Source organism: Bacillus sp. FSL K6-2431 (assembly GCF_038005165.1).
GTDB classification, from domain to species: Bacteria; Bacillota; Bacilli; order Bacillales; family Bacillaceae; genus Bacillus; species Bacillus pumilus.
Genome location: NZ_JBBOSQ010000001.1, coordinates 1,799,366 through 1,825,593 on the forward strand (window position 1 = coordinate 1,799,366; position 26,228 = coordinate 1,825,593).

Annotated in this window: 25 protein-coding genes; 8 read left to right on the top strand and 17 right to left on the bottom strand. The window is 41.7% G+C overall.

Features of this window, described 5'->3' with window-relative positions:
* Positions 1-26: 26 nt before the first annotated feature.
* The 8 genes from MHH40_RS08785 to MHH40_RS08820 form a co-directional block, all read right to left on the bottom strand.
* The gene (locus MHH40_RS08785; protein ID WP_050943299.1) at positions 27-842 is read right to left on the bottom strand and encodes an HAD family hydrolase; all 816 of its coding nucleotides are present in this window, start codon (positions 840-842) and stop codon (positions 27-29) included.
* Complete coding sequence (locus MHH40_RS08790; RefSeq protein ID WP_050943301.1) at positions 839-1,948, bottom strand: cysteine protease StiP family protein; 1,110 nt, start codon at positions 1,946-1,948, stop codon at positions 839-841. Before MHH40_RS08790 ends, MHH40_RS08785 begins: the two co-directional genes overlap by 4 nt.
* Positions 1,941-3,272 (bottom strand): phosphoribosyltransferase family protein, encoded by a 1,332-nt coding sequence (locus tag MHH40_RS08795; RefSeq protein WP_050943303.1) that lies wholly within the window; start codon positions 3,270-3,272, stop codon positions 1,941-1,943. The genes MHH40_RS08790 and MHH40_RS08795 overlap by 8 nt, the downstream gene beginning before the upstream one ends.
* Positions 3,262-4,452, bottom strand: coding sequence for an HpcH/HpaI aldolase/citrate lyase family protein (locus MHH40_RS08800; protein WP_050943305.1), 1,191 nt, complete (start codon positions 4,450-4,452; stop codon positions 3,262-3,264). The genes MHH40_RS08795 and MHH40_RS08800 overlap by 11 nt, the downstream gene beginning before the upstream one ends.
* A 95-nt stretch (positions 4,453-4,547) precedes the next feature.
* Entirely contained in the window at positions 4,548-5,327 is a 780-nt protein-coding gene (locus MHH40_RS08805; RefSeq protein WP_012008834.1) for a TerC family protein, read from the bottom strand.
* Between the two features lie 137 nt (positions 5,328-5,464).
* Positions 5,465-6,043: a TerD family protein gene (locus MHH40_RS08810; RefSeq protein ID WP_003216935.1), complete on the bottom strand. Its 579-nt coding sequence runs from the start codon at positions 6,041-6,043 to the stop codon at positions 5,465-5,467.
* Between the two features lie 42 nt (positions 6,044-6,085).
* Entirely contained in the window at positions 6,086-6,667 is a 582-nt protein-coding gene (locus MHH40_RS08815; protein WP_003217119.1) for a TerD family protein, read from the bottom strand.
* Positions 6,668-6,687: 20 nt separating this feature from the next.
* Positions 6,688-7,290 carry a TerD family protein gene (locus MHH40_RS08820; protein WP_044139240.1) on the bottom strand — a complete coding sequence of 201 codons (603 nt, stop codon included), beginning with the start codon at positions 7,288-7,290 and terminating at the stop codon, positions 6,688-6,690.
* A gap of 412 nt (positions 7,291-7,702) precedes the next feature.
* Here MHH40_RS08820 and MHH40_RS08825 point away from each other — a divergent pair, with 412 nt between their 5' ends.
* Both MHH40_RS08825 and MHH40_RS08830 read left to right on the top strand, forming a co-directional pair.
* Positions 7,703-8,695, top strand: a complete 993-nt coding sequence (locus tag MHH40_RS08825) for an LLM class flavin-dependent oxidoreductase (RefSeq protein ID WP_340900950.1) — start codon at positions 7,703-7,705, stop codon at positions 8,693-8,695.
* 219 nt (positions 8,696-8,914) lie between these two features.
* Entirely contained in the window at positions 8,915-9,955 is a 1,041-nt protein-coding gene (locus MHH40_RS08830) for an acyltransferase family protein (protein ID WP_340900952.1), read from the top strand.
* Between the two features lie 21 nt (positions 9,956-9,976).
* Here MHH40_RS08830 and MHH40_RS08835 read toward each other — a convergent pair whose 3' ends face one another.
* On the bottom strand, positions 9,977-10,756 hold the full coding sequence (locus MHH40_RS08835; RefSeq protein WP_003217170.1) for a glucose 1-dehydrogenase: 780 nt from the start codon (positions 10,754-10,756) through the stop codon (positions 9,977-9,979).
* 119 nt (positions 10,757-10,875) lie between these two features.
* The gene (locus tag MHH40_RS08840; protein WP_003217242.1) at positions 10,876-11,304 is read right to left on the bottom strand and encodes a cell wall hydrolase; all 429 of its coding nucleotides are present in this window, start codon (positions 11,302-11,304) and stop codon (positions 10,876-10,878) included.
* 537 nt (positions 11,305-11,841) lie between these two features.
* On the opposite strand from MHH40_RS08840, the gene MHH40_RS08845 reads away from it, so the two are divergent.
* Entirely contained in the window at positions 11,842-12,900 is a 1,059-nt protein-coding gene (locus MHH40_RS08845) for a DUF4352 domain-containing protein (protein WP_003217128.1), read from the top strand.
* An 80-nt stretch (positions 12,901-12,980) separates the two neighbouring features.
* On the opposite strand, the gene MHH40_RS08850 is transcribed toward MHH40_RS08845, so the two are convergent.
* From MHH40_RS08850 to MHH40_RS08860, 3 genes are all read right to left on the bottom strand, one after another.
* Complete coding sequence (locus MHH40_RS08850; RefSeq protein ID WP_050943313.1) at positions 12,981-13,316, bottom strand: hypothetical protein; 336 nt, start codon at positions 13,314-13,316, stop codon at positions 12,981-12,983.
* A gap of 148 nt (positions 13,317-13,464) precedes the next feature.
* A complete protein-coding gene (locus MHH40_RS08855; RefSeq protein ID WP_226804612.1) occupies positions 13,465-14,640 on the bottom strand; it encodes an ABC transporter permease in 1,176 nt (391 codons plus the stop codon).
* Positions 14,640-15,380, bottom strand: coding sequence for an ATP-binding cassette domain-containing protein (locus tag MHH40_RS08860; protein ID WP_003217123.1), 741 nt, complete (start codon positions 15,378-15,380; stop codon positions 14,640-14,642). The genes MHH40_RS08855 and MHH40_RS08860 overlap by 1 nt, the downstream gene beginning before the upstream one ends.
* Before the next feature lie 160 nt (positions 15,381-15,540).
* Here MHH40_RS08860 and MHH40_RS08865 point away from each other — a divergent pair, with 160 nt between their 5' ends.
* Both MHH40_RS08865 and MHH40_RS08870 read left to right on the top strand, forming a co-directional pair.
* On the top strand, positions 15,541-16,242 hold the full coding sequence (locus MHH40_RS08865; protein WP_050943318.1) for a LytR/AlgR family response regulator transcription factor: 702 nt from the start codon (positions 15,541-15,543) through the stop codon (positions 16,240-16,242).
* A gap of 11 nt (positions 16,243-16,253) precedes the next feature.
* Positions 16,254-17,219 carry a sensor histidine kinase gene (locus MHH40_RS08870; protein WP_340900953.1) on the top strand — a complete coding sequence of 322 codons (966 nt, stop codon included), beginning with the start codon at positions 16,254-16,256 and terminating at the stop codon, positions 17,217-17,219.
* A gap of 30 nt (positions 17,220-17,249) precedes the next feature.
* Here the strand turns inward: MHH40_RS08870 and MHH40_RS08875 are convergent, their stop codons facing one another.
* Positions 17,250-18,179 (bottom strand): aldo/keto reductase, encoded by a 930-nt coding sequence (locus tag MHH40_RS08875; RefSeq protein WP_034620710.1) that lies wholly within the window; start codon positions 18,177-18,179, stop codon positions 17,250-17,252.
* Positions 18,180-18,575: 396 nt separating this feature from the next.
* Here MHH40_RS08875 and MHH40_RS08880 point away from each other — a divergent pair, with 396 nt between their 5' ends.
* Positions 18,576-19,616 (top strand): DUF4352 domain-containing protein, encoded by a 1,041-nt coding sequence (locus MHH40_RS08880; protein WP_058015225.1) that lies wholly within the window; start codon positions 18,576-18,578, stop codon positions 19,614-19,616.
* Positions 19,617-19,670: 54 nt separating this feature from the next.
* Here the strand turns inward: MHH40_RS08880 and MHH40_RS08885 are convergent, their stop codons facing one another.
* The 3 genes from MHH40_RS08885 to MHH40_RS08895 form a co-directional block, all read right to left on the bottom strand.
* Entirely contained in the window at positions 19,671-20,756 is a 1,086-nt protein-coding gene (locus tag MHH40_RS08885; protein WP_335355822.1) for an SEC-C metal-binding domain-containing protein, read from the bottom strand.
* A gap of 191 nt (positions 20,757-20,947) precedes the next feature.
* Complete coding sequence (locus tag MHH40_RS08890; protein WP_137055203.1) at positions 20,948-21,889, bottom strand: response regulator; 942 nt, start codon at positions 21,887-21,889, stop codon at positions 20,948-20,950.
* Positions 21,890-21,893: 4 nt separating this feature from the next.
* Positions 21,894-23,180, bottom strand: a complete 1,287-nt coding sequence (locus MHH40_RS08895; protein ID WP_277553275.1) for an ATP-binding protein — start codon at positions 23,178-23,180, stop codon at positions 21,894-21,896.
* Between the two features lie 517 nt (positions 23,181-23,697).
* Between MHH40_RS08895 and MHH40_RS08900 the strand changes: the two genes are divergently transcribed.
* Together MHH40_RS08900 and MHH40_RS08905 are read left to right on the top strand one after the other, a co-directional pair.
* Entirely contained in the window at positions 23,698-24,678 is a 981-nt protein-coding gene (locus tag MHH40_RS08900) for a glutaminase (RefSeq protein ID WP_008342152.1), read from the top strand.
* A 33-nt stretch (positions 24,679-24,711) separates the two neighbouring features.
* On the top strand, positions 24,712-26,139 hold the full coding sequence (locus tag MHH40_RS08905) for an alanine/glycine:cation symporter family protein (protein ID WP_003216901.1): 1,428 nt from the start codon (positions 24,712-24,714) through the stop codon (positions 26,137-26,139).
* Positions 26,140-26,228: the final 89 nt, after the last annotated feature.

The window sequence follows — 26,228 nt, forward strand, 5'->3', positions numbered from 1 at the left end:
TCATATCATTCACCCTTCTACTTCTGCTATCGAATCGAAGGCTTTTTTGCGGTCGTCATCTGGTTCATGACACAAGCGGTGATTTCATCTGCTGCTGCCATGCCAGATGCTGCTGTCGGCTCAAGCAATGGATCAAAGTCGAGCACTTCTCCATGCCTTGGGGCAAAGCCCATATCTGCCTGACGAATGAGACCTACATCTAAGAGGGAATCACCCGCACCGTATACATATTCAAGCTCCAGCCGCTCCTTTAGAAAAGCAACAGCATCCCACTTATTGAGCGGTGACGGAATAAAGTAAAGCTTCCGTCCTTGTAGAGACACCTGCCAGCCTCTCTCCTCGCCCCACTGCTTCAATTCAGCAAGTGGAATGCGAGACAGATACTCATCTTTCATAATCAAATAAAGAAATCTTCCCTCTGCTGTCCGGGTACGCTTCACCCATGCGGCAACTGGAAGTTCGGAGATGGCTCTTAGCATCTCTCTGACTGACATACACGCTTTGAGCCTCTCATCAACGATGACCTGCCAATTCTCAAGCGGCTTGCCGTGATGAAGGATACAGCCCCCATTTGTCGTGATGGCATACTCCGGTTTGAGCTCTTGCTGAAAGAAGGTGATCCGTTCATACTGAGCGGTCGTTCTTGTCGTCACTGGAATGAACCAGCCTAACTGATGAATCATCTGCAAAGACTTCTTCGTTTCAACCGACATATAGGAAAGCGGACGTTCATCCAGCATCTCAACTAAATCATAATCTCCTTCATACTCATACTGATCCAGCACTCGGTGTGAGTAAATCAGTGTCCGGTCTAAATCGCTGGCAAACGCACTTGTCTTCATGACGTCTGCTCCAGCGGACGAATGAGTCCACAGCACGTATAGGACATATTGGCATATTCAATGACAGGAACGCCTCTGTCCTCTGCCAAAAGCAAAATATGCTTTAGCTTCTCCTGAGACCCAGGCTGAATCAAGATTTTCCAAGGGATTCTTCTCAGCAGCACACGAGTCGTCTCACCAACACCCGGCTTAATCAAATGGGTGTTTTCAATTTGAAACTCCTGACCGATCGCTTCAATGGACGCCATCCCTCGCCAATCCGCAGGCATTCCTTGCGTGAGGATGGTCTCTGCTTTCTCTTCTATATTTGGTTCGAGGCTAGAAAATGCTTCTTCGATTGTATCCACATACAGATTGGATACATCCTCTTCAAGCAGCTCTTCATAATATTTTGCCCCATGGAAATCATCGGCATTGATCCAGCGGTTGTTTAGTACGGTACGACTAACAAGTCCAGATACAGTCGAATTCAGGCAAGCACTTGGAATGAGAAAATCCTCTCTCGTTCCGTAGACATGTGTACAATAGCCAGGATCAGCGAGTACAGCCAGTTCACTAGAAAGACGAATACCGTACTTTCTTTCAAAATCAATCACCGCTTTTTGGAGCTCTCTCGAAATCGCACCTTTTCCGGTCCATCCATCAATAAAGGCAATCTCATAGCCCGGATGTTCCTTGAGCATATAATGTAGCGCATTCTCATCTATTCCTCGATCACGAATAATCGAGATGCTGTAATGAGGCAGTTCAAGACCATATGTCTTTCGAATATATCGTTTGATAAGTACCCCGATCGGCGTTCCCGCTCTAGCCAAACTGCAAAGCACCGTTTGAAAGCCTCGCTTTTTCACAATCTGTTCTGCTACAACAGCTACTGCTTCTGCTACCTTCTCCTTACTTTCTTTCAGAGATTCATAGAATAAATCCATATAAGATTCCGTTGGTTTATATTCAATCGGCAGCATTTCTGAATAATGGGCACCACTCTGAATCGAACGCTCCCGCTCCTCTGTACTTTTCTCCATCTCAATGGATGATAAATCTTTGAGTAAGAAGGTTACATCCTGCTCTGGATAGCTTCCCATCTTTGTATACACATTAGCCATTCACCTTCACCTCGTCTGATAAAGTCACAATATGCACATGCCTCACATGCCGCTCGGCAAATAAATGAACAAGCGGAAGCAATGCCTCCTGAGAGACCTTTTTCTCAAAGAAGAGAAATACATCATCGTATTGACCTTTTGGTATGTTGTACACGTAATGCTGGATTCGAGCATCCTCTGGACTCACAAAGGTGAACCCATTTTGAACAGCGTATCCATCCTTTTCAACTGGATGAATTGGGCTTCTCGTCGTTGAATGAAAGAGAACGCCCTCTCCCATATGTGCAGCCACTCTCATCGGCACATACATCAGCTCACCTGTTCCTAAACAAAGTGTCTGCTTTCCTTTGCGATCCTGCTTTAGTTGCAGCCCAGCCTCTGCAGCTGCTTGGTCGATGGCTGCCGTATCTGCTGCGTTTAAACCAAAACGACCCGTTTCATGTATATATGGCGAATGACCAGCCGAATTGGTTGCATGAGAACGTGCATATGGCTCTTGCTGAAAGAAAGATTGAAGGGAGTGAACAGAGAGACTTGGCAGATCCTTTTGCTCAGCTATCTCATACGAATAAGCTGGTTCATCGAGCGTTTTGCCTCGAAAAACCATTTGCCCTTTTAATAAAGACAATGAGGTGATGTGAATACCAAGCTCCTTTTCAAGCTCACACATGGCTTTCTCGTGCTCCTCTGTCCGCCAGTCTAAAATAGAAAGAATCGTGTAAGAATGCCGCGGATGCTTTGCATGAAGGTCCCGAATGATATTGATATTCGTACGGCCTGTCGTGACTTCATCATCTACTAGCACGATGGGACGGTTTGTGCGAAGTAATGCTTCGTCTGCATAACAAAGCTGATCCGTTGCATGCGAATGCTCTTCTTCAAATACCAATGAAGGATCAAGATCCAGCAGCTGTTCACGTGTCGTATGAATGTAAGATGCTCCTTCTAATACGTCATACACACCGTGACCAAGAGCTGTGGCTGTTTCTGCAAAGCCGATCACGATCGGCTGTTTTCCTGTTGAAAGCTTCTCTTTTTTGAGCGCTTCGTAGGCTTTAGTTAATACCGTGTGGTCATCCGTCTTGAGTGCTTCTACTAAAAGCTCTTGATATGGAGACGTCTTGCCTGTTTGCTCTTTGGCATACGCCATGGCTAAAAGTCCCGAGACAAGGAGCGGTTTTACTGGATGAACAGGAATGTGCTTACCGAGCACCTTACTAACGAATAAAAAGGCTCTTTTTTTGTTCACCCTTGCAGCCATGTCAAAAAGATGCTCTTTTTCTAGCTGAAGCGCACCTTCTTTGAGAACAAGCTCAACTTCCATATGTTCCAAGATGCTCAGCGTATGCGGCTTCTGTTTCTGTGAGTATGTCGATATAGCTTCTATTTTCATGAAACACCCCGTAAATATCTGACTTCATTAAAATGTGCTCTGCCCATCTGTAATGGGGCTTCGTTTCATTCATTTTATTAGAGAAGGTACTCTTCATTACGCCAACTGTGCCGTCTGCATGTTCAAGAATGCTTAATGCATCCATATACTCTTCCTTCGTCACAACATACATGCTTTGAACCGGCTTGAGATGTGTTGGATGAATGACCGTCTTTCCATGAATGCCGTTAGCCACATCGAGTTTTGTCTCCTTGAGTAAACCTTGTACGTCATCAAATTCAGATGAAGACGATTCACCACTCTTATGAGAAAGTGCCCGGATGAATGGCTTTTGTTCCTTTCGTGCAGGGCCAAAATGCTCCCACACAGCACCTGACACCACAAAGGAACGGCCAAAATAATTGATGATATCTGTGATCAGATCAGCAATCAAATTAATTTCATAAATGGTCGTGTCACGATCACGGCGAATCCCGTACAAACCGCAAAGATCTGTTGCCCCAATGCGAATATTCAAAATATATTCCTCGTCATTCAGCAAGATCTGCTTTAACTCTGACAACACCGTATATCTTGTTTCTTTTTCTAGTAAATCAGGTGTTTCCAAAATGGGCATCCCATAAAGTGTTGTCTGCGTTTGGGACGATGCCTGTTTCAGACTGTCCAAATAATCCTTCGCATTATGAACCGAGTACTTCGGGAACACAAAACCGGTAAGTAATTGAAGAGAGGAACCGAGCAAGTCTGCCATTTTGAGCAGCTGTTTCGGCGAACGAACGCGAATAAATATAAGAGGCAAATGTTCAGCCGTTTCAGGCGCATGCGTGACTTTCTCTTTGAGACTGGCCAGTTGTGCCACTAGATTCTGTTCAGCCATGTCCACTTCTTGATCACCGATGGCATCCTCCAAGCAAAATACAACAGAGCAAAGCGCTTCATATTTCTGCGACAGCAGCATATCTGCTAAATCTTGTCTTGTCGCAGGCATATACAAAGTAGCACCTAATGCATGCGCAAGTACATGCCTCGGTGTCAGTGAATGCATCGCCCCCGGCCGCTTGAAAAAAAGATCGTGCTGCCTCGCCTCTGATAAAAAACGAAAATACCGCATGCTGTGCCACCTCCTGTTGTTTAGAGAAAATCAATAACCTGATGATTCAAAAAAGGATGGAGCCGCTAGTTCAACTCCATTCCTTTTTGATCGTCCTATTCTTCTTTTGAAGCCGCAGCTTCATTTGTCACATCTTGATGTTTCTTCTTATTGATTTTATGAACAATAAACGTTCCGATAAACGCTAGAATAATAATCGCAAAGAATGCAAGATGCGGAATTTCAATATGTGCAGCACTTAAGCCCATTTTGATGGCAATAATCCCGATGAGAATAAACGCGGTATTCTCAAGCTCTGGAATACGGTCAATGAGGACAAGGAATAACTGTGCCACTGTACGCATCATGAGAATGCCAAGCATTCCGCCTAATAGAAGAATCCATACTTCCTCAGATACAGCGAATGCCGCAAGAATACTGTCCACCGAGAAGGCAAGGTCCATAATTTCCACAGAAATAACGGTTGCCCAGAACACGCCAAATACGCGAATCATCCAGCCTTCTTTTTTCAATTCCTTCGCTTCGTCATCGCCGTCACCTAACCAGAAATGCTTAATGACAAGCCATGCTAAATATGCAGCTCCGAGAACCTTAATCCACCAGAACTTAATAAGCAGCATCCCCACGCCAATGAATAGAAAACGGAAGAAATAAGCGCCAATTAATCCGTAGGTTAATGCCTTTTTACGCTGCTTTTCTGGTAAATGTTTCACCATGACAGCTAATACAAGTGCGTTATCTGCTGATAACAATCCTTCAAGCACAACAAGGGTCCCAATGAGCCCCCAAGAGACAGGGTTTGTTAATACCTCTGCCCACATATGCCAATCAAAAAACGAGGCATACGTGTCCAACATATGTTTCAAAATGTCCAACTGGTTTTCCTCCTATAAGTGTAGAAGCATCAGCAGGCTTTCGCCTGCTGTTATTCTTGATCGCTGTTTCTTTCTCACTTTGGAAAAGGCCCTCATATGAGTCATTGGCAGCGCCTCTTGAATTTTGTTTCTCTCGTTTATACTTCTAACCCATAATTTTGACAAAGAGCTGCAAGTCCGCCAGAGAATCCGCTTCCGATCGCGTTAAACTTCCAATCGCTTTCGTGTCGGTACAATTCACACACTACGACAGCCGTTTCAATTGAGAAGTCTTCCCCTAAATCAAAGCGAATCAATTCTTCCCCGCCCTCTTCATTTACAACACGAACAAACGCATTTGAGACTTGTCCAAAATTCTGGCTGCGCGTCTCTGCATCATGAATCGTCACTGTAATTCCGATACGATCAATGTTAGCAGGAATTTTTGAGAAATCAACGAGAATTTGCTCGTCATCTCCATCTCCTTCACCCGTCCGGTTATCACCTGTATGAGTGACACTGCCGCTTGGGTGCTGAAGGTTATTATAGAAAACAAAGTCTGTGTCTTGCTGACAACGATTGTTTGCATCCACTAAGAATGCCGAAGCGTCCAAATCAAATTCGGCTCCGCCAGAATATTTATTCGTATCCCAGCCAAGACCGATCATCACTTTCGTCAGTCCTGGGTTGGTTTTTGTTAAATCGACACGTTGTCCTTTTGAAAGCTGAATCGCCATATTCGTATCTCTCCTGTCTCCTGAAAATATGAAAACGGGTCGTTACCCGATATCTAAACCGAAGTCTGTTGCAATGCGGGCAAGTCCGCCTTGATAGCCCGATCCAACAGCCGAGAATTTCCATTCTCCGCCATGACGGTATAATTCACCTACAATAATCGCTGTTTCAATGGAAAAGTCCTCCGCCAAATCATAGCGAATGAGCTCTTCATTTGATGCTGCATTTAAAATACGCACATATGCGTTCGTGACTTGTCCGAAATTTTGACTGCGCGCTTCTGCATCATGAATCGTGATGACAAATGAAATCTTCTCAATACTCGCTGGTACAGCTGATAAGTCGATGTTGACCTGCTCGTCATCTCCGTCGCCTTCACCAGTGCGGTTATCGCCTGTATGAACGACACTGCCGCCACCGCCAGTTGTTTGATTGTAAAAGACAAAATCAGATGGTGAGCTTGCCTTACCTGCCGCATCTAAAAGAAATACACTTGCGTCTAGATCAAAGTCTTGTCCGCCGTCATACTTATTGACATCCCAGCCAAGACCTACGACCACTTTTGTTAAACCTGGATTTGTTTTTGTTAAATCAATTTTTTGACCTTTCGCTAAAGAAATTCCCACTAGGAACCTCTCCCTTCTAATTAAATGTAGTTTCTCGTAATATCGGCAAGCTTCGCATCATTTGTACCGTCCCCAACAGCCGCAAACTTCCACTCATTCTCGTGACGATAAAGCTCTCCGACGATTAATGATGTTTTCCCTGCATACTCATCTTTTAAATTATATTTCACTAATTCTTGATTGTTTGAACGATCCACGATGCGAATGTACGCATTTTGAATCATACCAAAGTGTTGATTTCTTCTAAGGGCATCATAGATGTTCACAACAAACACCAATTTATTCACATTGCCCGGCACCTTGCTCAAGTTGACGAGGACTTGTTCATCATCTCCGTCTCCTTCACCAGTCAGGTTGTCACCTGTATGCTCGACACTGCCGCATTTGCTTTTCAAGTTGCCAAAATAAATCAAATCTTTATTTTCCGTAAACTTATCATTTTTCAGCATGAGCACTGAAGCATCACAATCAATATCAGCGCCGCCTCCGCCGCCAAACAGCTTTCCTAAAAATCCGCCGCCTTGTGATACAGGGTCCCAGCCAAGTCCAACTAGGATATTCGTTAGTCCTGCCTTCCCTTTTGTTAAATCAATACGTTGACCTTTTTCTAATGTAATCGCCAAATCAATCACTCCTCCAGCATAATAAAAATCTATTTATTAAGCGATGGACCCTATTAAAATCATCATACATGAAAATTCGACAAAATTCATGAAATGACATTGGAGCCTCTTACTCTTTTTTCTATTTACTAGTATATACGATCTACGTTCAAGATAGGTTTCAAACAGATGATATTTTTTTAACGAAAGATCCATGTTGAAAATGGTTCATGTCGTAAATGAAGTGTTTCATGTGAAACATTGTCGAAAATTCTTGTCCACAGCTCTTGCTGATAAATAGTGTATTGATGTGGTTTCATATGTTGATATAGAAAAGATAAAGCATGAGATCAAAGGATAAACCCTTTCGTTTCCTTCCATCTGTGGATTTCTTTATACTTATATCCAACGTATTATCGAAAGGATGTTGATGATGCCATCACTTCACATATTAGATCAAGTCGCTATTCCTAAAGGTCAGACAGCGCAAGAGACATTGATTCACACAACGCAGCTGGCTCAGCTTGCGGAAACGCTTGGGTATGAGCGTTATTGGTTTTCTGAACACCACAGCACAAGAGGGCTCGCTAGTACAGCACCTGAAATATTAATGGCACATATTGCTGCTCATACATCGACCTTACGTACCGGATCTGGCGGCATTTTACTTCCGCAGTACAGCCCCTTGAAAGTAGCAGAGGTCACGCGGCAGCTTGAGGCTCTGTATCCTGGACGAATTGAAATCGGTGTCGGTAAATCTCCGGGCGGGATTGAAAGGACGAGACTGGCTTTGACAGACGGCGTGCATAAAGACCTGTCTCAGTTTGACCGCCAGCTGAAGGATCTTCTATTTTACTTATCAGACAGCCTGCCTTCTGGGCACCCGCATGCAGGGGTCAAGGCTTCTCCGCTTGTTGATGCTCGTCCGCCAGTTTGGCTGCTTGGTCTAGGAGAAAATAGCGCCATGCAGGCAGCGGAACTTGGGATCAACTATATTTTTGGTCACTTTATCCACCCTGCACGTGGCAAACAAGCATTTGAGACGTATCGGTCTCACTTTTCTCCATCTGTCTTTTCCACCCAGCCGCACGCTATGTTTGCCGTGTTTGTCATTTGTAGTGAAACCGATGAAGAGGCCGAACGGATCGCCAGCAGTACAGATTTATGGCTGCTGCGTGTTGAAAAAGGACTAGACAGCCGCGTACCTTCTATAGAAGAAGCCAGTACCTATCACTACACCTCGCAGGAAAAGAAAAAAGTGTTACTAAACCGCCAGCGGATGATCGTTGGCTCAAAGACAACGGTGAAAGAGCAATTACTTAGCTTGATGGACCGATATCAAACGGATGATATCATGATTTTAAACAATTCATTTGATCCGATCGAAAAACAGCGCTCCTTCAAACGAATCGCCGAATTATTTTGAAGACAAAGGGCTGAAATAAAATCATTTTAGCCCTTTGTCAACGATCTGAAATGGGAAATGTAACATCAAGATGTCAAAATCCTTCCGCCTGTCATCTGATCGCAAATGTGTCTTCTAATCGTTAGCGAACTGTAAACGCATAAGGGGTGTACCTTTTATATAGTAGAGGTACATATGAAAGACACGTTTACAACGCTAGAAGGAAGGAGATGACAGGCCATGAATAAGAGACTCGAATGGGTCGATGCAGCTAAGGGAATTGGTATTCTGCTCGTAGTCATGGCACATGTGCCCATTCCAGATCCGCTCAAGCAATTCATTTACTCTTTTCATATGCCGCTTTTCTTTTTACTATCAGGCATGATGTTTCGATCATCCTCACGCCCTGCTCTGTCATTTATTCAGAAGAAAGCCAAGAGCTTACTCTTGCCCTATCTCTATTTCTCCATCATTACGTATGTTTTCTGGTTCACCGTTACTCGTTTTTTTGCCTTTAAGGGACAAACGGATATTGACCCTTTCGTTCCGTTTACAGGTATTTTTATATCCAATGCAGATGAAGCTAGACTCACGCATAACCCAGCCATCTGGTTTTTAACGACGCTCTTTTTAGTGGATGTGATCTTTTTCTTTATGCACCGTCTGACAAAAGGGAAACCTGCTGTCTTGATCTTACTGACCGTCCTTTGCGGAGGTGCTGGATATGCCTCAACCTTGCTTTTAGACCAAAGTCTGCCGTGGAATGCCAATGTCGCCTTGACGGCTGTTGTGTTTTATTCAATCGGATTTTTGACAAAGCAATGGTTTGTGGAATTAAAAACAGACCCAACCCTTCTTCTTTGTACAGGTCTGCTTGTACTGACGGCTTATATGCAAAGCTTTAATTCGCGGATTGATATGCGCGTGAATGACTATGGTGATCTTTTTCTTTTCTATGCATGTGCGTTGCTCGGTTCAGCTGCTGTGATTTATTTAAGTTTCAAATTCAAAACGTCCCCTATTTTGACGTATCTCGGTCGAAATTCCATTGTTATTCTTGTCTTGCAGTTTGCCGGCATCGATATCATGAAAGCATTTGTTTATTATGGACTTGGTATCAATATTGCAGATACAGCGCAGCTCTCTTGGACTCTCTTTTACACGATTGGGACATTGCTGCTTATGGTGCCGTGTATCTCCTTCCTGAGCAAGTACCCGATGCTGCTCGGCAAACCAGCCAAAGCCGCACACCGCTACGAACAAAAAACATCCGCCGGCTAATTGGGCGGATGTTTTTTTGGATTAATCATTGATTTGAGAAGGGTAAAGCGTCATTCCTCCATCTACAAATAAAGTGGTGCCTGTGATATACGAAGCTTCCTTAGATACGAGAAATGCAGCAGCGGACCCAATCTCCTTCGGTTCGCCAAATGCTCTCATCGGAATCTTTTCAAGCTGCTTTTGTTTTTTCTGTTCATCCTGCAAATCATCATTTGATTCGGTCGCCATTGTACCTGGTGCAATTGCATTGATCCGAATCCCTGCTTCTGCATAATCAAGAGCCAGCGTTTTTGTCATCATGTTCATTCCGCCTTTGGAAGTGGAATAGTGAACATTGAACGGGCGCGGTATTTCCTGATGGACACTGGATATATTTAAAATAGACCCTTTGATGTCATGCTCCATCATATAGGCGATTGCAGCCTTTGCCCCTAAAAAGGCGCCTGTGATATTGACATCAATGACTTTTTGCCATTGCTTGAGCGTCATCTCATGCGGCATCGCTTCTTCACCATTAAAGCCTGAATTATTGACGAACACATCGACTGTTCCGAAATGCTCCAGTGCTGTATCCATGATGGATTGAATTCCTTCCTCTTTGGAGACATCTGCGTGTACTTTCACCGCCCTACCTCCGCGCTGCTGAATGGCTTGGACCGTTTCTTCAGCACCCTCTTCATCACCTTTATAGTTCACAACCACATTCATCTGCTCTTGTCCAAATCGTAATGCGATGGCTTGTCCGATTCCTTTTGAAGAACCTGTGACAATGGCTGTTTTCCCTTTTAAATCTTGATACATCTGTATTTCCTCCTATCACGTGCTTCATCTTGTTGATACACAATGGTTACCCATTTTAAAAAAAAGAAAAACACAATCCTCTGCAATCGTTGACTAAGAGGATTGTGCTGTTCATCAAGCTAAAAGGTGTTATAGACATTTTCACAAGTTTCAGCGGTTGGCTGATAAAAGCAATGAGACTTATACCTTGCCACAAACGGCTGATTGTACCATGTCGGTGGACAATTACCAGGCGGCTTAAAATACCAAAGGCTGAATTTTGCTGGCCAAAATCGTTCTCCGTTAATATTCCTCCGTGCAAGTGTTTTTTCTGTTTCTCGTGCTCGTTGATAAAAATAACCATGCGTGACTGCTTCAAATGCATGCTCCTGATAAATCATTTGTGGAATCGTACGCAGCCCTTTAAAGTCAGAGCAGTTGGCACGCAACCGGTTGATGCCCACATTTCCTACAAGCAGCATCCCTTGCTTCCCTTCACCTTCTGCCTCCGCTCTCAGCAGTCTGGCCATGAGGTCAATATCAGAGCTTGTCGCTCTTACCACTGCCATACATCCACCTCCATTCGTTTCTCTTTTATTTTATGTAGGGTTTCTGTGTAGATGACTGCCATTTTGAAGGGAAAAGACACATTCCGTGTCGAGAGCCTGTCTAAACACCTCAACATTTTGCTGGACATGTGTCTCTCTGCCAACAACACACAAACCTAGTGATCATGCACATTACAGGAAAAAATATTCATTACTATAGACTCACTTACAAGTCATAAAAATCCTTCTAATTGCGACACCAGCATCAAAAACAGTCATTTGAACCTATTCAACAATCCGACTCAAAACCTTAAAATATAAAATATTGAGTTTTTACAGGAGACATCAAATCATATTTTACAAGTTTCTCCTTTCAACTTAGTGTCATTTTTACTACTTGAAGCTGTGCGACCTTAGAAACGCACTGAAGTATTGACAGTACTTTCGCTTCATTCTACAGTAAAAAACATACAGTATTTTTCTTTTTGTGCAAAAAGAATGATATGAACTAAAGCTTTTCAATAAAATTCATCATAAACCCGAGGAGGAAAACACGTCATGTTTAAAAAGAAATTATCCCTGTTTCTTCTGATCTTATGTGTCACTGTTGTCGCTGCTGCTTGTAGTGGTGGAAAAGAAAAGTCAGCTGCAAAGGAAAAAGATACAAAATCTCTTGATGCAGCAGAGGTAAAGGTAGAAAGTGCTGAGTACACATTACCACCTCAATACGATACATCTGTACAGGATGATCAGTATGTACTAAAAGTGAACGTATCTGTAAAAAATATCAGCAAAGAGCCTCTAAATGTTGATAAAAGCAACTTTACGCTTTACCAAGATGACTCACAGGTGTCTACGATCTCTCCAGATGACTACAATGAAGTATTATCTTCAAGCTCTCTAAATGCAGACAAAGTATCAAAAGGCGGTCTTTTCTTTGTTGTTGATAAAGACAAAGACTATCAGCTTGTGTACAATGAGCCAGGTAGTGGTTCTAAAAAAGATGACAAAACACTAGAATTCGATATTAAAGGTAAAGACTTAATGAAAAAAGCAGATACACTTCAAGCATCTGCAAAAGCTCTTTCTTCTTATATTGATGTGATGATTTTCGGTAAGAATAACGACGAGTTCGAAAAACTAACAGGTGATAACAAATCAACTGTAGTCAACCAATTTGATAAATCATTCAAACAAGGCTACATCACGTCATCAGGTATTTCTTCTAGCTCAGCGAAGGACGAAAACCTTGATAAGCTTCTAAAAGCTGTGAAAGAAACATTAGCTGAAAAATCAAAAGTATCAACAAAAACAAAAGCGATCAGTGGTGATAAAGCTGTTGTGACTGTAACTCTTACACCAATTGATGCAAGCCCGCTTGTCGATCGTTTAAAAGAAAAAGCGACTGAGTTCTACAGCAAAAACCGTTCAGCTTCTTACGATGAAGCTCAAAAATACCTACTCTCGATCTACCCAGAAGAGTTCAAAAAATTAGGACCATCATCTTCTGAAGAAACAGTAGAAGTCAACATGAAGAAAAATGACATCGACCAATGGAAACTTGATTTGAACGATTACAAAACAAGCTCATTAGTTGAAAAGTTCATCAAGAACTAAGAAAAAACCCCCGATGCCGGGGGTTTTTCCTTATCGTTTTTCGTTTGATAATTACAGCCAAGAAAGTAAGATACGGTCTATTACGAGGGATTTTCTTTTGCTGCTTCATACTCTTTTATCACCTCAACCGGATCAACCGCATCCTCCTCTTGTGCGTATTCCTCTACATAAGGATCCATTAATTTCTCAAACTTTTGCTCATCGTCTACTAAAGCAACATACGTTTCATATCCTTCAAAATCAGATGGATATAAATGTGCAACGGAACTACCCGTTTCTAATGCCTCATCTATCGCTTTTCTTAATTCCAATAACCCTTTCCTGTTTCCCAAAATAAAAGCTTCAAAATGGTGTGTTTGTTGAGCATATATATTACATAGCTCTAGCACATCATCGTCTTCTGTTTGATAAGACATAAACGAATCACCTCTTTAAATAAATTAGGATAATAATGTAAGTTCCCCCTTCCATTATGCCATTCCTTTCACCCGATCGTGAATCTCTTTTATATAAATCTCTGGATATAAAAAACTTGCAGATAAAATCTACAAGTTTTTACTTTCTTTATTTTGCAAGCATCCATTTTTCTTTCATAAACAAGCTTCTCACGATGACAAACAAGATGACGACTGCGAGGGCTGAGGAGCCGAGTGTCAGAGTGACGGCCATCGGATCAATGATTCCAAACATCAATTGCTTACAGAGCGCATGAATATTGAGGAATGGGACAGCAAAGTAATACGTATCTAGCTGCGTAGCACCTGCTCTCATGGTAAAGAACATTGGGATCACACCTAATGTAATGATCATGGACATGTACGATTGCGCTTCTTTCACTGAGCTTGAAACGACACTGAGTAGCAGTTCAATCATTGATACCATGAAAGAGAAGATGATAAGCGCCGCAAACATGACGGCGATAATGCTCCACATTTGATCACCAAAGTTCAGTGCTTGTTTTAGCTTTTCTGTAAAGAGCAGCGTGGATAAAAGCAGCATGCCGATCGCCACAATTCCACTTAAAATCCCGAACATGGAGACAGCCAGCCATTTTCCGATGAGAATTTGGAGTCTGCTGGCAGGTGTCAGGAACAACGCTTCAATGGATTTTCGGTCTTTTTCACCCGCTACAATATCAAGCGCAGCTGGCAAAGCACCTGAGATGACGGAGGTCACCAAAATCATTGGAAGAAGAATCGACAAAAGCATAGAGGTCATGCCATTTTCTCCTTCATCGCCCTCTTCTACATCAACAGCCTGCACCTGAAATGGATGAACAACAGATGTATTGATTTGATCAGCGGCTAAACGCTTTTCTACGACTTGGTTTTGATACTGCTCCAGTAAGGATTGCAGCATTTGAACCGTTATCACCGAATCATCATCTGTTGTGTACCCATGAATTTTAATCGCAAATGATTGTTGATGCTGAAGCATGTCGTCTGCCTCTTTCGGCATTTCCAGATAAGCATTAGCCTTTCCATCTTTGACAGCTTGCTGCGGGTCATCAAATGTTTCAAGTGTAAGGTTTTTGACCTCTTTGATCATTTGATTCATTTCAGTTGGAAGCTTTTCATTCACTGCGACCGTATACGTTTTATCTCCTGGATCTGCAATCATGCTTTCATAAAAGAACACCAGTCCAAGCATCGTCAAAAGAGGTATCAGCACTGTTAAGAGTAGCGTTTTTCGGTCTCTTAGCGCATCTGTCATTTCTTTTAAAAATACGGTTTTCCACATTATGAAATCCCCCTAGCGAGCTTCGACATAAATATATAGTTCAAGTCATCACTTTGTTCCTGTGTATATAATTCTGGAAGTGTCCCTTTATACACAAGCTCTCCTTGATGAATCATCATGACACTGTCACAAAGCTGGCTGACTTCTTCCATGATGTGGCTTGAAAAAAGGATGGTTTTATTTTGCTGCTTGAGCTGATGAATAAAGTCTCTGAAAATATTACTTGATGTAATATCCAAGCCTGTTGTCGGCTCATCAAATAAAATAATGTCAGGATCATGAATCAAGGTTCTGGCAATCGCCACCTTTTGTTTCATTCCTCTTGAGAATCCTTTCACCTTGCGATCCATGTATTGTCTCATCCCAAAACGCTTTGCCAAATCCTCTATTCTTGCTTTGATTTCATGCTGATCTAAGCCATACAATTTGCCAAAGTATTCAAGGTTTTCTCGTGCCGTTAAACGATCGTAAAGCCCCGTCTCACCGCCAAACAAGACACCAATTCGCTTTTTCACTTCCGTAGATTCTTTCACCGTATCAAAGCCTGCAACAGTGACTGATCCGTGCGTAGGTTCTAATAATGTGGCTACGGCGCGTAATAATGTGGTTTTCCCTGCACCATTTTCTCCTAGGATGCCAACGACTTCCCCTTCCTTCACGGAGAACGTCATATGTTTCATCGCTTTCACGACTTTTTTCTTATCTTTAAACCAGCAGCTGCAATCGCTGAGAGTAATCATGTGGTTCGCCCCTTTCAACTTTCTAAGTCTATGATAGAAAAAATAACGCTTCCCTGACATAAAAATGTCGCGAAACGTCCTTTTTCTGTCTTGAAATGATCTATTTTAAAAAACAAATGATAAAATAGACAAATAATACGATGAGTCATAGGTGATTTTTATGATAAAAGTAGGTCTCGTTGACGATTACCGAGTAGATTTAGAAAAACTGCATGCCATTGTAGGCAGAATGGAGACTGTGGAGATTGTCTTTGTCACGCAGTCAGCAGAGGATGCATACGAGAAGGTCAAAAAAGGAGATATTGATCTGTTGTTCGCAGACATTGAAATGCCCGGAATGTCCGGTTATGAATTAGCGGATCTCATTCACTCTCATGCACTGAATGTCGATGTTGTCTTTGTGACAGGAAACAGCGGATATGCGGTCCATGCGTTTGATTTAAATGTTCACGATTATATTATGAAGCCCTACCAAGCCGATCGAATTGCCAAATCCTTAGAACGTTACATGTCCACCAAGCAGGAGAAAAGCATTCATGGACGGCTTCTCATTAAACAGCAGTCAGATATTCATGTGCTGCAAAAGAAGGATGTCATTTTTGTTGAGCGAACAGGCCGGTCAACCACCATTGTCACAACAACAGGAGATATCCAAACATATCAGACATTAAACGAGTTAAAGGGCGATCTGGCTGAAAAAGATTTTATCCGCTCCCACCGATCGTTCATCATCAATATTCATTACATTAAGAACTTCTCGGCGTATGCCAAAAATTCATTTATCGTGTCTTTTGAAGGTACAGATAAAAAAGCCATGATGACCAAGCAGCAATTAGAATATTTTAAGAAATATTATTTTTAAGGAGAACGAACGTGAACGCTTTCTATCTTGGATTCCGCATGTATGCTCTCATATGGCTAGGTCTTGCGTTTCATGCAGCTGCTGAAGCTATTCTGCCGCTATCATCAGGAGTGCTGTGGCTCCTCACTTTTTGTGTGATTTGTCTTTATACATTTTTCATATACAAAAGGTTTTTGCCTCATGTGAGTGATTATGTGATGTTGGGCGCTTTTGTGCTCTTTACCTGTGCAGGTCTTTCCCTTTTTCTGACGCAAGGAAATGGATGGAGCTCTCTTTTAGTTTTGATCATCATCATGACAACAGATATCCTTTCATTGAAGATGATGCAGACGGAGAAACGATTAAACGGGCGGCTTCAAGAGCTGATCAATGCAGAATCAAGAACCAATGAATTGCTGCTTGAGCTGCGCAGTAAACATCATGAAACAGCTAGACATTTAAATGCCTTTTCCGCGTCGAACGACGAGCACGAGATCAAGGATTTGATTCAGCAATACGTAAAACATTTCCCTTGGATGAAAGGAGAAAATGCCTATTTGGCCTCAACCCTGCATTCCTTTTTTCAACGGGCTGAAAAAGAGGACATTGCCCTTTCTATAGACCTTCAAGCACCTTTTTCATCGCTTCCCTTTTCTAAGGCGGATCAGGTTAGTTTCACTGGAAACTTGCTTGATAATGCCCTAGACGCAGCGATTGAAGCGAAGCAAGCCGGGAAAGAGGGCAGCATCTCGATTACGACCTCTATTCGGAGCGGGCTCTTTTTAATCCATTGTGAGAACAGCACAAAAGGAATGGAAAAACACGTGTTAGACCATTTGTTCAAAAACTTTGGCCGCTCGACAAAAGGCGGGGATCATCAAGGAATGGGGACGTATATCATTCATCAGCTTGTAGAAAAGGCAGACGGTACTCTTGATTTCACTTACCGGTCTCCACATTTGCGGCTTGTCATCAAAATCCCTCTCACGATGTCATAAAAAAAAGGTGCAGCTAAGCACCTTTTTTGATTAAGAGAAAATGTGGTCAATTTGATTGATTTCCTCTTTTGTTAATTGAACTTCGTTTGTTTTTAGGTTTTGCTGAACTTGCTCAGCTCGTTTTGCACCTGGAATAATGGCGTCGATGCCGTCCTGTGCTAAAAGCCAAGCGAGTGCAACGTGTGCCGTTTCGGCGTTCTTTGATTGCGCAATTGCCTTCAGCTTGTCTACTTTTTCGAGGTTTTGAAGGAACGCCTCGCCTTGGAAAAGCGGATCTTTTGCTCGAATATCATCAAATGTGGCATCCTTCGTAAATTTACCAGTCAACAAACCTGACGCCAACGGGAAATACGGAATAAAGGAAATACGATGCTCGACGCAGTATGGGAGAAGATCCTGCTCTGCCTCACGTTTCAGCAAAGAATACTCCGACTGAAGCACATCTAAGTAGCCATCTCGATTAAAGGCTTGAAGCTGTTCAAAATCAAGATTTGATGCACCAATGGCCCTGATTTTCCCTTCATCCTTCAATTCCTTTAATGTTCCTGCTACTTCTTCCAGCGGTGTCCGGCCGTCCGGGAAATGCATATAGTATAAATCAATATAATCTGTTTGCAGTCGTTTCAGGCTATTTTCGACCTGCTCTCTTAAAAAGTCTCGGCTGTTATCCAATTCAATTTGTCCGTTTACTTCTTTATGAGCCCCCTTTGTCGCAAGGACAAGGTTTTCTCTACCGCCTCTTTTGGCAATAATCTCACCAATCAATTCCTCTGAACGGCCCAGCCCATAAATAAAAGCAGAATCTAAGAAATTGACACCTTGATCAAGAGCTGTCTCCACAAGCTCTCGTCCGGCATCTTCACTCAGGTTCGGGAACAAATTATGTCCACCTACCGCATTCGTACCAAGCCCTATCGGATTCACCTGTAAATTAGTTCGTCCAAGCGTTACCTTTTTCAAAAGCTCATCTCCCTTATCTGCTTAATCATCCTTATTTTCCCATGAATCCTTTCCAACATTCAAGTATCCTGCTCTCTGAAGCACCAACACCCTCACTTCAAGATTTTTACGTAAAAAACATTTAAAACCGATAATAAATCTACAAATTAATTCTTATTAACCGGTATATTAGACTTACGCATTTCCTTTTATTATTGGCTTTTGTGTAAATTCCTTTCAAAGATAGGGACTAAAACCTATTCCTCATCATGATTGAATTTCGATAGAATGAAAAGTGCAAATCGTCATAAGGAGATTTTCCCCTGTAACACCCGAATATACCATCCTATCTGTTTCTTTTTTCATAGCCAGATAGCGGGAACGAATTGACGAAAGAAAAGCAAAGGAGCATCAACTGTGAATCTTAAAAAAATAAGTGCACTCCTCATGATTTCGTTCGTGATGATCATCTCTGCAGCTTGCCAGAGCTCAGCAAAATCAAGTAACGCTGATCAAAAATCAACAAAAACAGCAGAGGTAAAAGTCGATAGCTACGAATATACGTTACCAGAAGACTCAACAACTACGCTAAGAGACAATGAATTGGTGCTAAAAGTCAACCTGACGATTACAAACAAAGGTGACAAAGCTCTATCATTATATAGCTCTGACTTCTCCCTTTATCAGGACGATGCCAAAGTATCTGATTTAAAATTTTACGGCAGTAAAGACCGTCTTGACCTCGGTTCATTGAACAAAGGAAAATCTCAAACAGGTGCTCTTTATTTCCTAGTAGACAAAGGGAAAAAATATCAGTTCGTGTACCAAGACAGCATCAAGAAAAACAGTGATTCGATTGAAATCAACCTAGATGGAAACAAAATATTGGATACAGCGAAAAAGCTGGATAACCCTGCAAAAGCGCTATCCGCTTATACGGATATCATTGTATTTGACAAAAAGAACGATCAATTTGCAGATTTAACAGGTGACAACCAATCCGATGTCGTGAATAAATACCACGATATGTTCGTAAAAGACTTCAAAAGAACTGCCGGCATGTACGGCAATGAAGTAAGTGACCGTGATATTCTGTCGATGTACAAACGGATTCAAGACACCATGAAGGATAAAACCAAAGTAGAAACAAGTGTAAAAACCATCTCTAATGACGAGGCGAAGGTTGTCGCTCAAGTAACAGGTATTGATGCCTCTAACTTAAAAGACAAGCTAGACAAGCAAAGAGATGAGTTTTACAACGGCAAGATCCGCTCTAAAGAAGAATTGTATAAGAAAAGCTTAAACTTGTACGCATCTGAATTCGAAAAGCTTCCCCCAGTCTCCAGCCCGGCTGAATACGAAGTGAAAATGAAACGTAATGGGGATGGTCAGTGGAAAATTGACCTTAACGATTATAATACATCACAGTACATGAGCGGTTTTATTAAAACAAGATAATCTTGAACTAAAAAAAGACGCTGGCCCAATGAAGGTGCCGCGTCTTTTCTTATGCTATACCGTCGCCTCTTGTTCTTCTTTCACCGCTTTTTCAATATCTTTAAAACGGCTCGATACAGTAGACGCACTAATGCCATACTTTTTCGCTATTTGTGCTTGAGAAAGCGGGGCATCGCTTGCAAGTGAATGAATGTAATATTCGATTCCCGCAGCAAATGATGCTGCTTTACGGATCACAGGTGATTTCTGATCACAATAGGCTTTCCACACAGTTAACGCGCCATCAGTCAAGCTTTGGTCCCCGTGTTCCTTCATTCCGTCTTCAATCAGCTTAGCTGTTTCCAGTTGAACGTCATTTGCCCAGTCCATTCGATCTGCTGTTAGACCTGTATCGCCTTCTGTTTCAGCAGATGTTTCTGATTCTTCTACTTCTTGCTTTGCAAACATGCACTTCAACACGTCAGGGAATGATTCTCTCATAAATGTGCTGCGCGTTCCTCCATTTGCCTCATATGCTTCAACAAGCTGACGTACTTGAAGAAGAAGCGTATCTGTAAACTCTTTCGCAAACATCGTATATTGAATGAAAAACTCTGCTTTTTCTTCAAATTGAACAGGGAATCCAAGCACGAGACTTCCCTTTTCAGGCAGCACTGTTTGATCCGGTTTTACATCTACTTCAACCTTTTCAGCTGTCACCATATTCTCAAAGTAAAGAGACTCGTCCGTTTTTTCATTTAATAAAAGCAAAGATGGCTCCATGTCTGTCCATGATTGAACCACTTGTTTTGTTTTCGGACGGGTAATATCCTCCGCTTTCTTTGTCAGGAATTCTTGGAAGATGGTTTCTTTCTGATCCGTTAATGGACGGAAGAAGATGCCCCATACACTCAAATGAAAGACTGAGATTTGTTGCGTTTCTTTATCCATATCTGCAAGAAAAGAAAACTCATTAATGAATTGATTGATGGCTTTTTGATGTTTAGAGAATGCGTAATTCATTAAATCCTTTTGAACTTGTACAGCTTCCTTAAACACAAGCTCAGACGTTTGTTCTCCGCCTGACTTTTGACCACAGCAATGTTTATATTTTTTTCCGCTTCCGCAAGGGCAGAGCGCATTTCGTTTAATTTTTCCCAAAATAAAACCTCCGACATTCTAGTCTAACCTCACTATTTTAACAAACGATTGCACAAGAGAGTTTTATTTTCAAGAAAAAAGAAAAATCAGAATGATCAGTTAAATAATAAAGATACTTGAAGATCACGACAGATCATAGGAATAGCGGTCTTTTTCTGTTTATTTTCTCCAATCATTCCAATAGATTTTCTTCAGCTCATTCCCTCAAATAACTGTTTTGCTTCAAAATAAAAGATTTGAACAAACTTCTTCGTATTGACTCTGCCAGTTGATCCTGCGGATGAAGAGGTTTTCTGCATTTCTTTCATTCTTTGGCTGACATCGGTAAAGTCAAAAAACTTCGACGCATAGTGCTCAAACTTAGGATTCGAGAAATCTGTTAATCCTAGTGAAGCAAAATGATTCAAGGAATGATGAATAGCGCGTCTAATCCGCTGCTCTGCCGCTTTCACTTCCCTCATCACTTCTACATCGGTCGCCCCATGATCCAGCTTCCTCTCCGCTGTTTTGATAAAGAGCTGCTTTAGCGGCGGGAAATTGACCTCATGAGAATTGGCTGACTGTGTTTCATGTAAGTAGATCAGGATCTCAAGTAAATCCTTAGAACCACTCTCTCCGACAATTCCTAGTTCGGATAAGAGAAATTCCCCCGCCTCTTTCATCGTCCTTTTCTTCAACCCATTGCCCGTTGTATCATGAGAAATCACAGGCTCTAGTGGCAGCACATGGCGAAGGGAAGCTTGAATATCGTAAATCGATTTCTCGAGTTTGATCCGCTCTATGACTTTTCGAATCACACTGACGATCTCAATTCGATTGACAGGTTTATGAATATAATATTCGATCCCTAATTCATAGGCTTCTGCCATCATCTCTTTCGCCTCTACTTGGGAAATCATCATGATTTTACCTTTGAATTCAGGGTGAATATGACGAATCGTTTGAATGCCATCTCTAGCAGGCATTAAAAGGTCTATCAGAAGGATGTCTATTTTTTTTAGGTTCAATGAATGTGCTTCTAATCCCACTCCGTCATCGGCTTCATCCACGACCTCTCCCAAATCTTCATCTTCTATGATTTGACCTAAAATCGAGCGTATTGCACGATCATCATCTGCAATGAAAAATCGCATACACTCACCCTCTCTGTATTAAATTTTGTATAGGAAGGAGTAGCTGAAAAGCCGTTCCCCTTGTTTCTCTTTGTTCGATTTTAATTGTACCGCCAAGCTCTTTAACCAGCTCTTTCACATAGGATAAGCCAATCCCAGTTGATGGTGTTCCATATGCATCAAATTTAGAAGTATAGCCTGGATCAAATACTATTTCTCTCATTTTTTCAGGAATCCCCGGGCCATCATCTTCAATCCGAATCTCTATTTTATCATGACTTCCTTTCAATACGAGTGAGATCATTCCGTCATCCTTTATGGCTTCAACCGCATTTGCCATTAAATTATTAATGAGCGATAAGAAAATGAACACATGATAATCATGCAAATGAATGCCTCTTATATCAGATGTAAAGGAGATGTTTTTCCCTAGAGAGAGCGCATACTTTTCTTGAATGCGAAGGACAATTTGAACGAGCTCTTCCGCCTTCATATAGTCTTGCATATTTTCCTTAGAAATCAGCTTCGAAAGCCCAGCATAAATACGTTGATTGTCCTTTTTCACCTCATGGATTTCTCCTGCGAGCTTCAACAGCTCCTGACTCACTTTCTTCCCTGCTTCGTGTTCATGCAAGAGACGGTAAAGCCTGTATGATTCTTGCGTAATATGCTCTGTATGTTTTAACGTTTTCTTTAAATGAACCGTTTCTTCATATAAATTTGAAATGACCATCATCATATGCTCATTTTGTTTCATGATCTGCTTCTCTCTTGATTGTGCCTCATACAGCTTCATCATATTAAAAAAGCTGATTACGACAAAGCTGTGAGCAAACGCAATGAGAAACATATCACTCAGCTTTGATAGCGTCATCGTCGTATCAAACACTAAAAATTGTACAAACAGCTCAACAAAATCAGCCACTAATTCAATCATGAGACCAATGATCCCAATAAAAATAGAACGCTGTTTAAAACGTCCCGTACGGACGGCAAAGAACAAGAAAGCATATGTAAAATAAAAAAAGAAACTTGGGAATTGCTGATAAAATGATGTAGCGAGATCAGCATGATGCTGCATCAGATCTAAACCTACTCGAAAAAGCACAATGGCTGCGCCTGTTAAAAACCCGGGCAAGAACGGTCTAGATTTCCTTAAGAGTAATAAACAAAAGAAAAACGCAGGTGCCCCAAAGCTGATCCGGAACGTTTCATTCACAGGATAAAACTTCAGTTCTCCTGCAAGCGGCACAATAACCACCATAAAAATTAATATGAATGCGTCTTTTTTAACAAGCTGGTTTAAACTCAAATGACTGACATCCCTTCCCCTTTTTGCATAGCCACAGTATACAAGGAGACTCTTTTCTTCACAACGTACAAAAAAATAATTTTCACGGCTCCTTCTTTCCTCAAAATCCTTTTTTATGACTATTCACCGAGGCGCCATGGTGACCTTTCAGCTATTCAGCATTTTGGTGATTGTCTACAATAATGGGAATTGTTTAGACAATGATCGACAAACCGATTTTTATTTGTAAGTTTTTCTGTAGATTTTCGTCAGATTGTGTAGTTTCCAAGATAAATTGAATGAACAATTTTAGTGAAACTATATGTAAGCGTTTTCTGAATTTTCACTAAAAACCCTTTTTGTTTTTTCGCCGCCAAAGCCTTCATTTCAACATATATTTAGGTGTAAAGGAGTGGTACAAGCAGCGCATGACAAGTTCTTTGAAGATGTGTAACATGTTTTCGTGCCTATTTGATCGCATTTTTTGTCATCCGCCAATTCAATAGGGTACTTTTTGATTTTTGATTGGAGGAATCGTATGAAAACAGCAATTTCTAATAATACACAACACGCATGCCAGTCTTCTGTTGATCAATGGGCAGAAGAAATACGTCCGTATTACAAAAATGGACAGAATGCTGGCTACATTCCAGCACTCGGAAAAGTGAATTCCTCTCAACTTGGTATCAGCGTGATAGGCCCAGATGGATCATCTGTACGATATGGTGATTGGGACGTTCCCTTTACCCTGCAAAGTATCTCAAAAGTCATCAGCTTTATAGCTGCCTGTTTAGGAAGAGGCGTACCATACGTCTTGGATCGGGTAGATGTAGAGCCAACTGGTGATGCATTTAATTCCATCTACCGTCTTGAGATGCATAAACCAGGGAAGCCCTTTAATCCAATGATTAATGCTGGAGCTATTACCGTATCCTCCATCCTTCCCGGAAAGACTTCTACAGAAAAGCTAGCATATATTTTCGATTTAATCGAAAACTTAATAGGTAAGCGTCCCTCTGTTAATGAAGAGGTTTATCAATCAGAATGGGCAACTGCGCACCGCAACCGTGCTCTTGCTTATTACTTAAAAGAAACCAATTACTTAGAATCAGATGTCGAGGACACATTAGAAGTGTACTTAAAGCAATGTTCCATCGAGGTTACAACAGAGGACATCGCCTTGATTGGGCTGATTATATCAAGTGATGGCTATCATCCCTTTAAACAGGTCCAAGTCATTCCAAAGGATATCGCAAGACTAACAAAGGCATTGATGCTGACATGCGGCATGTATAATGCGTCTGGTAATTTTGCTGCTTTCGTAGGCGTTCCAGCCAAAAGTGGTGTGTCTGGAGGAATTATGGCTTGCGTTCCGCCAAGCGCAAGAAGAGAATTCCCATTTCAAACAGGCTGCGGAATCGGCATTTATGGTCCCGCCATTGACGATTGCGGAAATAGTATTACCGGTGTCATGATGCTGAAAAAGCTCGCAAAAGAGTGGGATCTCAGTATTTTTTAAAATGAACAGTCATGAATTCGAAGAGGTGATGTTATGAACGAAAAAGCTTTGCTATCTTATTTAACACATACAAATGATTTTATTTGGACTTATATTGTCATTGCTCTGTTACTTGGAGTTGGTGTCTACTTCACATATAGAACACGCTTCCTGCAAGTGAGAATGATTAAAGAAATGGTGCGTGTCCTGAAAGAAGGAAGAAAAGAAAAAGAAGGGATATCACCGTTCCAAGCATTTGCCATCAGTATGGCGGCACGTGTAGGAACAGGGAATATCACAGGGATTGCCATCGCCATTGCAATTGGTGGACCTGGCGCAATCTTCTGGATGTGGATCGTAGCCATTATCGGTTCTGCCTCAAGCTTTGTTGAAAGTACATTAGCCCAAGTGTATAAAGTGAAAGATAAAACAGGATTCCGCGGTGGACCTGCTTATTACATGGAAAAAGGGTTAAACAAGCGTTGGATGGGAATTTTATTTGCGATTCTGATTACAATTTCTTTTGGAATCGTCTTTAATGCGGTGCAATCAAATACAATTACTGTCGCTTTTGAAAACTCCTTTGGATTAGACCGTTTAACAGTCGGTATTGTGATGGCTGTTATTTTTGCAGCAATTATTTTCAAGGGAATCCAAGCCATTGCAAAAGCTTCTGAATACATTGTCGTTGTGCTGGCTCTAGCCTATATCGGAATTGCATTCTTTGTTATTGTGACAAATATCACTGAACTTCCTGGTGTCATCAGTACGATTGTGAAACACGCCTTCGGGTTTGAACAGTTTGCTGGTGGAACATTAGGCGGCGCATTATTACAAGGGATTAAACGCGGTCTTTTCTCGAATGAGGCTGGTATGGGTAGTGCACCTAACGCAGCAGCAACAGCTGTGACAAGTCACCCTGTAAAACAAGGATTAATTCAGGCGTTTGGCGTGTTAACAGATACATTAATTATTTGTACAAGCACAGCCTTCCTTGTCCTGTTCTCTGATGCATACAAAACAACGAACTTGCAAGGAATTGAATTAACACAGGCTTCACTCAGTCAGCACATTGGACCATGGGCCTCTGGATTCCTTGCTATCATGATTTTCCTATTCGCCTTTAGTACATTAATCGGTAACTATTACTACGGCGAAACGAACATTGAATTCCTTGGAGCCAACAAAGTTTGGCTTAACATTTATCGAATTGCCGTTATTGGAATGGTTCTTTTCGGTGCAGTTGCTACTGTTCCTCTCGTGTGGGGTCTAGCCGATCTCTTCATGGGACTCATGGTCATCGTCAACCTCATCGCCATCACCATGCTGTCTAAGGTCGCCTTTGCAGCATTGAAGGATTATACGAGACAGAAAAAAGAAGGCAAGGATCCTGTCTTTTATAAAAATGTCGTTCCAAACAATGAGAAAATTGAATGCTGGGACGACGAACCTGCTTCGTTGAAAAAGAATCGAATCGGTTAAATCAAAAAAGCTCTGGTCCTCTTGGGACTGACCCCATAAGATGAGACAAATAAAAAACACCTTCAAGTTTGAAAACGGATCGTTGTGAT

What these genes read in the sequence shown, in the direction of transcription:
- MHH40_RS08860 (WP_003217123.1), bottom strand. Translation starts at nt 15,380, where the DNA reads ATGATTACTCTCAGCGATTGCAGCTGCTGGTTTAAAGATAAGAAAAAA.
- MHH40_RS08795 (WP_050943303.1), bottom strand. Translation starts at nt 3,272, where the DNA reads ATGGAAGTTGAGCTTGTTCTCAAAGAAGGTGCGCTTCAGCTAGAAAAA.
- MHH40_RS08845 (WP_003217128.1), top strand. Translation starts at nt 11,842, where the DNA reads ATGTTTAAAAAGAAATTATCCCTGTTTCTTCTGATCTTATGTGTCACT.
- MHH40_RS08850 (WP_050943313.1), bottom strand. Translation starts at nt 13,316, where the DNA reads ATGTCTTATCAAACAGAAGACGATGATGTGCTAGAGCTATGTAATATA.
- MHH40_RS08835 (WP_003217170.1), bottom strand. Translation starts at nt 10,756, where the DNA reads ATGTATCAAGATTTAAAAGGGAAAACAGCCATTGTCACAGGTTCTTCA.
- MHH40_RS08865 (WP_050943318.1), top strand. Translation starts at nt 15,541, where the DNA reads ATGATAAAAGTAGGTCTCGTTGACGATTACCGAGTAGATTTAGAAAAA.
- MHH40_RS08800 (WP_050943305.1), bottom strand. Translation starts at nt 4,452, where the DNA reads ATGCGGTATTTTCGTTTTTTATCAGAGGCGAGGCAGCACGATCTTTTT.
- MHH40_RS08840 (WP_003217242.1), bottom strand. Translation starts at nt 11,304, where the DNA reads ATGGCAGTGGTAAGAGCGACAAGCTCTGATATTGACCTCATGGCCAGA.
- MHH40_RS08855 (WP_226804612.1), bottom strand. Translation starts at nt 14,640, where the DNA reads ATGTGGAAAACCGTATTTTTAAAAGAAATGACAGATGCGCTAAGAGAC.
- MHH40_RS08790 (WP_050943301.1), bottom strand. Translation starts at nt 1,948, where the DNA reads ATGGCTAATGTGTATACAAAGATGGGAAGCTATCCAGAGCAGGATGTA.
- MHH40_RS08905 (WP_003216901.1), top strand. Translation starts at nt 24,712, where the DNA reads ATGAACGAAAAAGCTTTGCTATCTTATTTAACACATACAAATGATTTT.
- MHH40_RS08900 (WP_008342152.1), top strand. Translation starts at nt 23,698, where the DNA reads ATGAAAACAGCAATTTCTAATAATACACAACACGCATGCCAGTCTTCT.
- MHH40_RS08785 (WP_050943299.1), bottom strand. Translation starts at nt 842, where the DNA reads ATGAAGACAAGTGCGTTTGCCAGCGATTTAGACCGGACACTGATTTAC.
- MHH40_RS08890 (WP_137055203.1), bottom strand. Translation starts at nt 21,889, where the DNA reads ATGCGATTTTTCATTGCAGATGATGATCGTGCAATACGCTCGATTTTA.
- MHH40_RS08830 (WP_340900952.1), top strand. Translation starts at nt 8,915, where the DNA reads ATGAATAAGAGACTCGAATGGGTCGATGCAGCTAAGGGAATTGGTATT.
- MHH40_RS08825 (WP_340900950.1), top strand. Translation starts at nt 7,703, where the DNA reads ATGCCATCACTTCACATATTAGATCAAGTCGCTATTCCTAAAGGTCAG.
- MHH40_RS08810 (WP_003216935.1), bottom strand. Translation starts at nt 6,043, where the DNA reads ATGGCGATTCAGCTTTCAAAAGGACAACGTGTCGATTTAACAAAAACC.